Annotated in this window: 8 protein-coding genes and 1 pseudogene; 4 read left to right on the forward strand and 5 right to left on the reverse strand. The window is 43.8% G+C overall.

Going from position 1 to position 12,997, the window contains the following annotated elements; all coding sequences use genetic code 11:
* Window positions 1–59: 59 nt before the first annotated feature.
* From H6G97_RS25775 to H6G97_RS25785, 3 genes are read right to left on the reverse strand one after another with little or no spacing between them, the layout of a single operon-like run.
* The gene (locus H6G97_RS25775) at window positions 60–3,014 is read right to left on the reverse strand and encodes a CHAT domain-containing protein (protein WP_190943455.1); all 2,955 of its coding nucleotides are present in this window, start codon (window positions 3,012–3,014) and stop codon (window positions 60–62) included.
* Window positions 3,015–3,071: 57 nt separating this feature from the next.
* Window positions 3,072–6,839 carry a two-partner secretion domain-containing protein gene (locus H6G97_RS25780; protein WP_190943456.1) on the reverse strand — a complete coding sequence of 1,256 codons (3,768 nt, stop codon included), beginning with the start codon at window positions 6,837–6,839 and terminating at the stop codon, window positions 3,072–3,074.
* Window positions 6,840–6,890: 51 nt separating this feature from the next.
* Window positions 6,891–8,780 carry a ShlB/FhaC/HecB family hemolysin secretion/activation protein gene (locus H6G97_RS25785; RefSeq protein WP_190943457.1) on the reverse strand — a complete coding sequence of 630 codons (1,890 nt, stop codon included), beginning with the start codon at window positions 8,778–8,780 and terminating at the stop codon, window positions 6,891–6,893.
* Between the two features lie 517 nt (window positions 8,781–9,297).
* Here H6G97_RS25785 and H6G97_RS25790 point away from each other — a divergent pair.
* The 4 genes from H6G97_RS25790 to H6G97_RS25805 all read left to right on the forward strand — a co-directional run bounded on the left by H6G97_RS25790 (window position 9,298) and on the right by H6G97_RS25805 (window position 12,235).
* Complete coding sequence (locus tag H6G97_RS25790) at window positions 9,298–9,459, forward strand: glutathione S-transferase N-terminal domain-containing protein (RefSeq protein ID WP_277883331.1); 162 nt, start codon at window positions 9,298–9,300, stop codon at window positions 9,457–9,459.
* 109 nt (window positions 9,460–9,568) lie between these two features.
* On the forward strand, window positions 9,569–10,480 hold the full coding sequence (locus tag H6G97_RS25795) for a S1C family serine protease (RefSeq protein ID WP_190943458.1): 912 nt from the start codon (window positions 9,569–9,571) through the stop codon (window positions 10,478–10,480).
* A gap of 289 nt (window positions 10,481–10,769) precedes the next feature.
* The gene (locus H6G97_RS25800) at window positions 10,770–11,606 is read left to right on the forward strand and encodes a S1C family serine protease (protein ID WP_190943459.1); all 837 of its coding nucleotides are present in this window, start codon (window positions 10,770–10,772) and stop codon (window positions 11,604–11,606) included.
* Window positions 11,603–12,235: a response regulator transcription factor gene (locus tag H6G97_RS25805; RefSeq protein WP_190943460.1), complete on the forward strand. Its 633-nt coding sequence runs from the start codon at window positions 11,603–11,605 to the stop codon at window positions 12,233–12,235. Before H6G97_RS25800 ends, H6G97_RS25805 begins: the two co-directional genes overlap by 4 nt.
* Window positions 12,236–12,346: 111 nt before the next feature.
* On the opposite strand, the gene H6G97_RS52880 is transcribed toward H6G97_RS25805, so the two are convergent.
* Both H6G97_RS52880 and H6G97_RS25815 read right to left on the reverse strand, forming a co-directional pair.
* Window positions 12,347–12,646, reverse strand: a complete 300-nt coding sequence (locus tag H6G97_RS52880; protein ID WP_242055220.1) for a hypothetical protein — start codon at window positions 12,644–12,646, stop codon at window positions 12,347–12,349.
* A gap of 141 nt (window positions 12,647–12,787) precedes the next feature.
* Window positions 12,788–12,997: pseudogene (locus H6G97_RS25815) on the reverse strand (hypothetical protein); the annotation flags it as partial.

Below are 12,997 nucleotides of genomic sequence, written 5' to 3' on the forward strand. Positions count from 1 at the left end.
ATTAAAGTGATACTCATAATTAATGCTCAATTCCGAAAATACAGTATATTACTTGCTGACTACAACCAATTACCTACTAAAACAAATGGTGCCCAGTAGTAAGGACGACTATAATTTGGCGCTCGCAACAGGGACAACTGAGCTTGACGAAGTGCCTCAGCTTTAGTTACCCCAGGTTGGTTCAATTCTGAATAGAACTTGTTCATCAGCTCAACTGTAGATTCATCTTCTACTGACCAAAGCGTTGCTAATGTACTACGTGCCCCTGAACGCACCGCCACCCCTGCTAGTCCCAGAATCGCTCGATTATCACCTGCGGCGGTTTGGCAAGCACTCAAAATTAATAATTCTAAAGGACTTCGACCAGGGCGATCGCGTGCTTGCAATAATTGGTCTAATTCTTTAACATTAATCCGACCGTCCCAAGTCAACAAAAAGGTATTCTCAGCCTGGGAAGAAAACTGACCGTGGGTTGCTAAGTGAACAATGGGGAAGGGTACATTGTTGATTTGAACTTTCAAGCGACTCCGGGTAAATTCTTGGTTTAAAAGAACTTCTGTGGGAACTATTTTTGTAATCTCCTGAACTTCCTGTTCCACTCCCGGCAGTTTGGAAAACCCTTGCCTAGCCTCAGCCAAACCTCCTACTAAAGTTTGCAGTTTGTTTGGGGAAAGCGAAGGTGAATACAATAGCTGCAACCCTGGACTCAAAGCAAGGTTATATTTTTCAATCAGATACTTGTGCTTCTGACTATCATAGAGTGCCGACATGGGTACTGCACGCAAAACTCCATCTAGTACAAACACCAAAGTTTTAATGTCATCCTTTTCCAGTTCTGCTTCAATTGGTCGGATTAACCAGTCATAAAAAATTTTTTGTGGAAGAAGTGAATCTAAGCCAGAACTGTAGATGTTACGGGTGAAGCCAGCAAGCATATTATCGTAGACACGCTCGACCTCCCCGACTTTCCCTGGCTGCGAACTAGGCTTCAGAGGCGTTGCGTAGTATTTTAAATCCTTTTGAGGCCTAGACAAGATGACAGCAAGGCGATCAGGCAAAATAATCGAATAGATAACCGCAGCATTTGGATCTACCTGGTCAATTGGTTGGGGTTGACTGGTTATACAAGCTTCTCTAAAGAAGTTAGTCAGTTCTGCTAATTGGAGTGCTTCTATAACATCACGAGCTTGCTTGAGATTTTCCTGATTAATCTCCGTTTGCTTTATCTGTTGAGAAGCTTGGGGTTGCAAGAGCAAATTCACTAGTTCTCGATAGACTGGTTCTACACTATCGCGAAAAGTAAATTGAGTTTCTGGGTTAATACCAACTAAGTCTTTACGCAAAGACTGAAGAGTTTCGTAGGCTAAGGTGTAGGCTTGAAGTGCGCTTTTTTGGTTTTGTTGAGTTTGGTAAATCCGTCCTAACTGCCACTGCCAAAGATAGGTAATACTAGAATCATTAAAAGCAGATTTCTGCTGTAAAGCTTGTTCAGTTAATTGTCGTGCCTCTGTCAATTTACCCATTTGCTGATAAACTCCCCCAAGATAACCACGCACATCGGCTTCGGCTTGCTTGTCTTGCAATTGTTGAGCTTGGTTGAGGGCGGTTTGTAAAATTTGCCCCATTTCCGGCCATGAGGGAATTTTTGAGGATTCAAGAGTTTTAACACCAGTGCCCGTAGGTGTATTTTTTACAAAGCTACATAGTTGCAGAATCGGGGATGATAAAGCATTTGATGAGTTTTCACTCAGCCCTGATTGCAGACACATCAAACTTTGAGCAAATTTGATGTGAGCATAGACACTGGGATGAGTAATAGGTAAGTCATTGAGATGAGACGTGATTTCAGATAGCAAGGTTGGTACTTCAGACCATTGTCGAGTTTGTACCAAAAGGCTAAATCGATTCAATTGAGCTTGTCTTTTGATATCTGATGAAGTAGATGATTCAGCTTGGCGATAGCAAGTAGCAGCCTGTTGATAAAATTGGGCCGCATTGGTTATACTGGCTGCTTGAATGCATATAGACTGTGTAAGGGCTGGCTGTTGTTCGCTTGGTTTTTCCAACTGTATTTTTCTATTACCCAAAGACCTGGCTGTATTGCCTAAACTCAGGTAAATAGCAGCCAGATTTTGCGAATCTCCTGATTGTTGAGCTAATTGCCCAGCTGCGGACAAGACCATTTGCGATTGTTCGAGTTGACTAACAACTCGTAAAACATTGCCGAGACTACGCAAAGCCAGGATATCTAAAGAAGAGGAATTTTCCTTGTTGACAAATCGTTCTTTTAAGGTTTGCAGTTCTTCTTTTGTGATCTGGCAGTTTTGATGATCAAGCTTTAAAGTTTTTAGTAAGGTCTTGCAAGCCATTGGGTAAAGACCCAAGTCTTGCATGGCTTGAGTTTGGTTAATTTGGCTTCTAATTGCACCATTTTGATTGCCGAGATTTTGATAAATTTCAGCCGCTTGTTTCCAAGTTGCTAAGGCTGCTTCTGATTCTCCTACTGCTAGTTGCAACTGTCCTTGGATATCCAATGTGGAACTGAGGATTTGTGATCGCTCTGGTGTTTTTGGCTGTGTTTGGAGGATATTTAAGCTGGTAGCGATCGCTTTTTTGGCTTGCTCCCACCTGCCGAGTTGTTGAGATGTCAGGGCAAGATTGCTCAACGCCATTGCCTGGTTAAGTTTATCCTCTCGCACTGCAAAAGCCGCAGCAGCCTGTTCCCAAAGAGTTAGGGCTGACTCAAATTGTCTATTTTGATGAAGCGATTTGCCTTGTTTTACTAACTCTAAAGGCTCTTGTTGAGTTTGTCCGATCGCAGTTGATGCCCAAACTTGGGTAGTAACCAGCACTCCTCCCATAGACAAGAAAAATAACAGAACTACTAAAATTAGCGATCGCACTTGGCTACTATAGAGTCTAGATTTGTAATGGCTAATTTTCGAGAAAAATCTTGCTTTGAGCGTAGGCGTAGCCAGTCGTAGACATCGCCCTCTCTGCTTTTTTTTATTCATATTTTATCCTGTCAAGTAATTCACAAAAAGACCTGTTTTCACCTTTTTTCGTTCGTCTTATCGTGCAGGACAACTGCTTAAATTCTTAGGTAGACGATGGGTCCCAGTGACGTTGGGATTGTAAGCGGTGAGAATTACTTCACCTTTATTGTTGAATACCCATCCTTTAACTGGCACAATCGGGCTGGGGATTTGGGATTTTGAATTATCGCTGGAGGAGGCTTTCTGCGGTGGTTTTACATTACTGACGATTGAGACTGGTTCAACTAAAGCAACCTGAGTAGCTTCTTGGCTTAAGTCTTCGTTGGGGCTAGGAGGCAGTCCACCACGTCCTGTGATCGTGAATTCACTCGCAACACCTTTGCTACAAGGATTTTGGGCGATTTGATCATTAGGATCAACAACATTTGCAGGTAATTCCACTAAATTCTGGTTGGAATTAATCCCTAGATTGATGTTCACCACTCCCGGATTGCCACCTAACTCTGAACTAGCGGTGATGTCATTTAATAAATCTCTAGGCTTGTCCCCAAATTCAATCCCAAAGATACTAGTAGCTGTGATATCAACACGCCCACCGTCACCATAAGTTGCATTGGCGGTTATATCACTACCCTTTGGTTGTGAGGGTGGTGCAACTAGAAATTGGGTATTAATGGTAATGTTCCCGCCAGTACCAATTGCCCCTGGTTGGCTTTCAATGCCTGCATTGGTAGTAATTTTGCTGTCGTCTTGCATCAGTAATAAATCTGCTACCTTTAGGCTGATATTGCCGCCTCTTTCTTTGGCGGTTTCGGCTGAGATCGTTCCCTGCTCCAAAGTTAGAGAATTGGCTTCCAGAGATATATCGCCTCCTATGCCGCTTCCCCTGCTATTGACAGAAAGTGCGGCGCCATTTTGAATCAGGACATTTTTGGGGGAGCCAATCACGAAGATATTACCGCCATCACTAGTAGAAGTGTTTTCAGTCTCAGCTAAAACTGCGGTTCCAAAGTCAGACAGAGTAAGGCTGTTTGGTACATTCAGTGTGATATTGCCTGCTTTTGAACTAGCTGAAGTGTTAGTGCGGATTTTTCCGGCGCTGGAGAGTTCAATAGTGTCAGCTGTGACATCAATGTTACCAGCATTGCCATTCCCGTTAGTATTGGCGCTGACAATAGCCGCATTACTTATTTGCAAGCGAGGAGCGTTGATAGTAATCCCTTCAGAGGCTCCGGTTGCGTCAATCCCAACTTCGCTGGCTATGGCGGAAACAAGGGAGCGATCGCTCCTACCGTCAACAACTACACTATCTGTAGCTGCGACTCGAATCGCACCAGAATTGCCCTTCCCTAAAGTAGTAGTATTTAGTTCTGCACCATTGATAACTCTCAGGATTGGAGCATTGATTTCAATCCCTCCTGACTTGCCCTCAGCAGTCTGTGTCACTTGGCTAGTTGCAGCACTGCCATTACCCTGGCTCGATTCGCCATCAAATATTACCTTGTCAGAGGCAGTAATGCTAATCGTGCCTGCATCACCTGAGCTTCTAGTGCTGGCATCCAAAAACGCACCATTCGTCACCTTTAATATCGGGGTGGTAATCACGATCCCGCCAGATTTACCATTTGCTCCGTCAAAAACTTGACTCAATGCGTAAGTGCGGAGATTGCTGCTCGATTCGCCATCAAATATTACCTTGTCAGTGGCATTGATGCTAATCGTGCCTGCATTACCTGAGCTTTTAGTGCTGGCATCAAGAGAACCGCCATTTGTCACCTCTAAGATCGGGGTGTTAATCTCAATTCCGTCCGATTTACCTACAGCCCCCTGTTCCACTTGGCTCAATACTGTACTACGGAAATTTTTCTCAGATTCGCCATCTACTAATACGCGATCGCGGGCAGTAATGCTGATTTTACCAGCATCTCCTTCTCCTGATGTACTGGCACTAAGTTGAGCGCCCTTGGTGATGGCTACACTACCTGCGTTAATCTCAATTCCATCTGATTTACCTACAGCCCCCTGTTCCACTTGGCTGAATACTGTACTGAGGAAATTATTCTCAGATTCGCCATATACCAATACGCGATCGCGGGCAGTAATGCTAATTTTGCCTGCATCTCCCTGTCCAGAAGTACTAGCACTGAGTTGAGCACCTTTGGTGATGGCTACACTACCTGCGTCAATCTCAATCCCGCCTGAGTTACCTACAGCGCCCTGTTCCACTTGGCTGAATACTGTACTGAGGAAATTGTTCTCAGATTCGCCATCTATCAATACCTCATCGCGGGCAGTAATGCTAATTTTGCCTGCATTACCCTGTTGTCCAGAAGTACTGGCGCTAAGTTGAGCGCCCTTGGTGATGGCTACACTACCTACGTCAATCTCAATCCCGCCTGAGTTACCTACAGCGCCCTGTTCTACTTGGCTGAATGCAGAACTCCGAAATCCTAAAGAAGATTCGCCGTCAAACACTACATTATCAGCAGCAGTTACTCGGATTGTGCCCGAATTTCCTTTTCCTATAGTATTGGCTTCCAGATAACCGCCATCAGTTACCTCAACGCTACCTGCGTCAATCTCAATTCCACCTGAGTTGCCTACAGCCTCCTTTCCTACCTGGCTGAGTGCAGAACTGCGAAATCCCAAAGGAGATCCGCTAAAGACCACTTTATCAGTGGCAGTCACTCGGATTGTACCCGAATTTCCTTTTCCTATAGTATTGGCTTCCAGATAACCACCATCAGTTACCTCAACGGTACGTGCTTTAATATCGATTCCACCTGAGTTGCCCTCAGCCTCCTTTCCTACCTGGTTGAGTGCAGAACTGCGAACTCCGAAAGGAGATCCGCTAAAGACCACCTTATCAGTGGCATTTATTTCGATATTTCCCGCCTGAGCTTCAGGTGAACCCAAACCTTCGCCTATTCCAGCTAATAATCGGCTTCCTCCCAAAACATTCACATTACGACCGTTAATAGCGATACTACCGCCATCCTTACCAGCAACATTCACCACTGCTTGCTTAGAGAGGGATACATCAGATTGTTCAACACTATTGGGAAAACTTAAAGAAGCTACTCTTGGTATTCCTTGGGACTCTTGGACATTAAAACCGACTATTCCGGTTTCAGTCAATCCTCCTAACTCAATCCGACCCTCAGGTACCCCTAAGCTCCCACCATCAAGGATGACATTTCCACCGACTAGTCCCAAAGTGTTCCCCGACGGTAAGTAAAGAACAGCAGATGATTGATTGACAATGCTCGCTGAATTCTCTCTCAAGCGCAATCCTACAGGAATATTCACTGTCAGCAGTGGCGGGGAAAGTGGGTTTGTGGCGCTAAACTCTAACCCATTATCAAACACTAGGCTATCTGCGGTAGAAGCTACAAATGATCCTCCCATATTTAAAAGGGCATTGGGGCCAAAGACAATTCCATTAGGATTAATGAAGAACAGATTGGCTTGGCCCAAAACCCCCAGAGTTCCGAGAATATTCGAGGGATTACCTCCTGTCACCCTAGTCAAAATATTCGTAATTTCTCCTGGATTTGTAAAATAGGCTTTTCCTCCTTCACCAACGTTAAAATCTTTGAAACTGTGGAATAAGTTGCTTCCTTGAATTGCTCCTCCATTAATCTGCTCAATATCACTGCCTTCAAGTTTGCCTTTTACTACAACTGAACTTTTATCGCCTAAAGTCGCATCAGGTGTAATTTGAGTTGTAATTTGTGCTTTTGCTGGACAGGGAGCAATACAAGAGAACAAAGCCAATGCAAAATTCACCCCTATAGATAGAGGTAAGGTATTGGAGAGGAGCGATCGCTTGGAGTGTTGCATAACTTTTGATTTCTAGACCTTTGTTAATCAGAGATTTTGTGACAAAAATTTTTAGAAAGGATTCGCAACTATTGAGAAATAAATACCGTCTTCCTGTAAAGTCCTGCCTCTGTCTTGAATATCTGTTAATGGAATACCATAATCAAGGCGAGCATTAAGGCGATCGCCCATTTGCCACTGTAAACCCAATCCCAACCCCAGCAAGGTATTAGTCAAGCTATTAATATTTTGGTCTGGATTGCCAGAACTATTCCAACCTACGCCAAAATCAATAAACGGCACTACCTGCAAAACTCCTCCGACATTTTTTACCCGCAGTACTGGTAATTGCACTTCTGCTGATGCTAAAAAGCCGTTATCTGTCAAGAGAATATCTTGTCGATAACCTCGAACACTACGCAGACCACCCAGCCCATATTGCTCTAAAGGCACAAGGGCACGGGTTGCCAATTGCAGGTCAGAACGGATCACTAGTAAAGTTTGCGGTGCTAAAAGTCGCACATATTGTCCTTGTCCCCGCCAAGAAAAAAACCGACTATCAGGAGGCTCATTGTTGACGGTAGCATTGAAGATATCTAAACCAAGGTTAAATTGAGAGCGCAGGGCTAAGGCTTGTTGAGAATCCCTCTGCTGATATTCTTGGAACAATTGTAACGCAAAAATGCGGGTTTCTCCCTGTTCATTAGCACCGGGTGACAGGGAAAAACCCCTACCTAGCAGTTCAGATTTGCTTTCTTGTCGTAACGCGGATAGACCCACAGCAAATTCTCTGTTGGGAGATAAAATTAAAGGTTGGCGGAAGCCTAACTCGAAGTAATTGGAATTACCAATGATATCTAGGCGGTCAAAGGGTGGTTCGACAATTTCAGTACTCGTCAAACCACCTCTGAGGGTAATTGTGCCATTACGAGGATTAACAGGTATGTTGTAGCGTAAGTCAAAGGCGTTGCTACCATCAGTATTGATATATTCCAGATTCAAGCCATCCCCAAAACCGAATAAATTTCCTTCGTTAATACGGACACCGCGTCGTAAGCTGCCAACACTAGGCGCACGACCATTATCTATAAAAAATTCTGTATTAAAGGAGTCGGCTTCTAATACCTTGACTGTCAGTAAACTTAATTCCGGACGCGACCCAGCAGACAATTCGGCTGATATATTTTGAATTAGGGGGTCAAGTTGCAATAGTTGCAAAGCTGACAGCAAGCGCTTTTGATTTAGGGGTTTAGCGGTGGCAATGGCTAATCTGCTGCGGATGTAGTTCGAGTTCAGCCGTCGTGTACCCGTTACCGCAATTTCTTCTAGTCCTCCTTCAATAATCTGGATTTTGACGACAGATCCCTGTTGAGATAAGGTTTGACCAGCCGGAATCACAGCACCAGAATTAATATACCCCGCATCGGTATAGAGTTTGGTGATAGTAGCCTCAACTTCTAGTAATTCTACAAAGGTTAGCGATCGCTTGGTGAATTGGGCAGTAACTTCGGTTAACTTTTCGTCGCTAAAGGCCGTATTTCCATCAAACTCGAATTTACTAACGATGATACTTTGAGGAAGGTCTAAGCGTTCTTCAGGGGAGGGAAATGTTTGAAGAGGAAGTTCGAGAGCAGGTTCTGGTCTTGGCTGCGGGATTGGGATTGGCTGTTTTGGTTCTGAGTCGAGAACCTGAGACAAAATTGGGTCTAATCTTAGTTGATTCAACTTTGATAAGCCTGTTGTGAGTACAGGGATCTGACGGAATTGATCCTGGCTCGTTAACAGACGAGTTCCTGATAAAGTTAAGTTTTCAATTTCTTTAACAGACTGTCTCGGGCTATTAATAGCTAAGACATCAGCCAAGGCACTACCTTGCTTAAAAGCAAGTAACACTCCTAAAATTCTGGTAAATTTTAGAGCTGGTGTTAAATACGAGAAGCTTACACAGCATGTTTTCCCCATTTTTATGAAAAAGCTCACTATTTTTTAAATCATTCTGCCACCACCATAGTGAGACAAGCAAAAAACTCTAATTTACAGCAATTTTTCACCTCTTTAGCTACTACAGAAAATGGTTTGAGCAATAGTATTAACCCAAGTTGCGTGTTACCCGACTCTGGGTGCGAAGCACCCGGATAGTCATGCAATCGCACAAAAACTCTTCGGTTATGTCACCCCATAATCGAGAGATAGATTCTTTAATTACTAGTATAAAATACTACTATTTCTATCTTTTTATATAAACTACAATGTACAGAAACAGATTTGAGGAAATATTACCACTTCAGTTAGACATTTAATAGCTTTTTTTATACTTTATAGAAATAAAAATAAGCTTCTATTGTAAATACGTCTTCAATAAATAACGCAACAGAATTCATTACAGCAGTTTCCGTTATTGTGAGGTACGTTCTTAGTCCTGAAAGGTACAGGAGATAGTGGGGAAGGGAGAAACTGTATTTCATAACAGCAGTAAGCGCTGTATGCACAGCGTTCACCTTACGCTCGTAAAGTAAGAATTGTCCTGGTAGAGAAGCAGCTACCTTACGAACCCAAAGAAACAGACATTAACAAAAAATCTCCAGAATTTCTGGGTTTATCTCCCATTTCATACTTTGATTCCGCAACGCCAAAAAGCTGATGCAAATCCTAGCCATTTTTCTAGGATGAATTCTCCCCATTTTTCCGATGTCGTCTGTGTTGATAAAACGGCACGATATGAACATCCAAGAACGTTTACGGAAAATTTTATGTCTTCATTACTGGCTTTGTCCAACAATTTAGCTGACACCATAGAAGAAGCTGGGAGTGCTGTGGTTGCTGTAAATGGGGGTACACGTCTTTCCCTAAGTGGTATTCACTGGCGTAATGGTATCATTGTTACCTCTGATGAATCTCTCCAGCGCTATGACGATATCACCATTACCCTATCAAATGGTAGTACTGCACCAGTAACACTCGTTGGTCATGACTCTAGCACCGATATAGCTGTTTTTAAACTAGAAAATGTAGAAATACCTGTGGCAAAAATTGGCGATGCTAAAACTCTCAAAGTCGGTCATCTGGTACTAGGGCTGGCAAGAGGTAACGAAGGTGACATAAGGGCGGCGATGGGTGCAGTGAGTGTAGTTAGCGGTGCTTGGCGGAGTATGAGTGGCGGAAATATTGACCAATTCATCCGCCCAGATATCACCCTTTACTCTGGTTTTGCAGGTGGGCCGCTTGTGGATGCTGCTGGTTTTGTCGTAGGCATGAATACATCGGGGCGGCGTGGTACTGCTTTGACTATCCCTACTGCTACAGTCGATCGTCTGGTTGACCAATTAGTAGCAAAAGGGCGTATTTCTAAGGGCTACTTGGGTGTGGGAATGCAACCTGTACGCTTACCAGACAATCTAAAAACTGCTCTCAACTTAAGTTCGGCAACTGGGGTAATTGTTGTCAATGTTGAGGCTTTGGGCCCTGCTGAAAAAGCAGGTGTGTTGCTTGGCGATGTTTTGGTAACATTCGATGGCGTAATGGTAGGCGATACAGGTGATGTGTTGGCGCTACTCAATAGTAGCGATCGCATCGGTAAAGCTGTTAATGTCCAAATTATCCGGGGTGGGGTGTTAGTTGAGTTAACGATCACAGTTGGTGAACGACCTACTAAAGAGGAATAATCCCAATTTGGGATGGGTTTAACTAGCTTTGTCAAGATTTATCTAAATTTTCTATTCATTCGAGCTTTTGAACTCGAACGTTGAGCTTCTGAACACGGAACTTTGACCTTTTTGCTCGAATGTTCAAGCTTTGAACTCAGAACTTTGACCTTTTTGCTCGAACGTTGAGCAACTGAACTTGGAACTTCAACCTTTTTGCTCAAATGTTGAGCAACTGAACTTGGAACTTCGACCTTTTTGCTTGAACGTTTTACTGATTCTACTTTGATATCCTCAAAAATTGTATAACATGGCAAACACAAGATTAACTAACATCGCTACTGAATTGACAGAGATAGCTGCTAAACTACGCGATTGCACTGTCAAAGTAAAAAGTGGCTCTTTAGGAGTCGGTTCTGGTGTAATTTGGCAGTCTAACGGACTAATTATCACTAATGCTCATGTAGCAACCAGCAATCGCGCAACTGTGGAATTGGCGGACGGAAGAGTATTTGACGCAGTGCGTACACAATTTGACCCACAGCAGGATTTAGCCGCCCTAAAGATTGTTGCCACTGATTTAAATGCTGCAACCATCGGTAATTCTAAGCTGTTACGAGTGGGTGAATTAGTCTTAGCGGTGGGTAATCCGTTTGCTGACAGTGGTGCTGTGACAACTGGAATTATCTATGCGAATAATCCACGAGCAGTTATGGCCGATTTACGGCTGTATCCTGGAAACTCTGGAGGGCCGCTTGCCGATTGTCAAGGCCGAGTTTTGGGAATTAATACGATGATTGCTGATGGTTTGGCTGTGGCAGTTCCCAGCAAAACTGTTGAGCGTTTTTTACAGGTAAATAGTCGTCTACAACTGGGAGTCACACTGCAACCTGTGCTTTTAGATAGACGTAGATTGGGTTTATTGGTGCTGTCAATTTTACCTGATAGTGCAGCGGAAACTGCTGGTGTGCAAATTGGCGATGTTTTAATTGGAGTTTCGGGGCGATTATTCACTAGCATCAATGACTTAAGCAAATATCTTCATGACAATAAAGGATCTGTGCCGCTACAACTCCTACGCGGTGGAGAACAATTTGTTATTTATGTTGACGTGCCGTCTGAGAAAACTGCTGTGGAGGCAACATGATTCGGGTAATGGTAGTTGCTACTTCCCCTGTGGTGCGGGCAGGGTTATCAGCTGTGGTAACTACCAATCCTCGGTTGACAGTTGTGGGGAGTGCATCTGATTTGGATGTATGGGCGAGTGAAGTTGAGCAATTACAACCACATGTGGTGCTGGTAGATTTGAGCCTTAATCTTCAAAAATCAGTGTGGGAAAAATTGCTGGCTATTCAAGAACAGCAATACCCATTAGGAATGATCGTCATTGTTGAGGAACTCGATAACATCGACTTAGAGACAGCGTTACGTTCTGGAATCCGGGGAATATTGCCCAGTACTAGCACAGAGTCAGAAATTGTCGCGGCTGTGGAGGCGATCGCTTTTGGTTTGCTGGTGCTGCACCCGGATGCTGTAGAATTACTGTCTATCCGCGAAAAAGTGGTAACGAATCCTGTACAAACCTTGACACTACGGGAAATAGAGGTTTTAGGTATGCTTGGTTCTGGGTTGGGGAATAAAGCGATCGCTAAAGGTTTGCACATTTCTGAGCATACCGTCAAATTTCATCTCTCATCTATTTTTCAAAAGCTCAGTGTCTCCAGTCGCACCGAGGCTGTTGCTGTGGGTGTGCGCCTAGGTTTAATTATGCTTTGATAAATTAAAGGAAATAAAAGTAGAGACGGCGTTGGGAATGGGAACGAGTACAATACACCAGTAGTTGAAGTGCGATTGCTGAAAGGGTTGCCGTTGGCATCGCTAGTCATTTTACTTCACCAGTACCCCATCAACAATCGCAATCCCCCACTGAGGATATTTCATCAGCAACTTCTTGATCACTATCACAAGTGCGGGATCATCATTCCAGCACTCGTGCAAAAACTCAAACCCCAGATTCTGCCCCGAATTCGCCGCAACTTTCAGTTTCTGCATCCGCTCCGGTCGCATATTTGACCTCGCTACAATCGCCTCATGCGACCACTTTTCAGCACTGGAGACAGGCGCGGCGGAACTTTTACCCTCATGAACTGCTTTGACTTCTCCACCCGAAACTGAATTTTCAGCCATCAACTCAGCAGAGGGATAACTCGGTTCTATTTTCTGATCTGCGATCGCTAAACGGTCGGTTCGCTGATTTAAAAAGCTAGAAGAGGAATTAATGCACTGTAAAGCTTATGGAGCTTAATTAGATAGGATTCTGGTAAGCACTTATCCAGGTACAAGGTAAGGGAAAGTGTAAAGTGACTGCGGTATTCCCATCAGAGTTAAAATTTGTTGTTGAAGTTCACCGAGTTGAGTCATTTCGTAGCTGCCGTCTCGATGAAAATACATTGTTATACCATTGAAAGCATTCAACAACTTTTCTGCTGTTGGTTTGGTTGTGTGGCGCTTGGGATTACCATCATACAGACCAGCCAA

The sequence above is a fragment of the Nostoc flagelliforme FACHB-838 genome (assembly GCF_014698065.1).
GTDB lineage: Bacteria > Cyanobacteriota > Cyanobacteriia > Cyanobacteriales > Nostocaceae > Nostoc > Nostoc flagelliforme_B.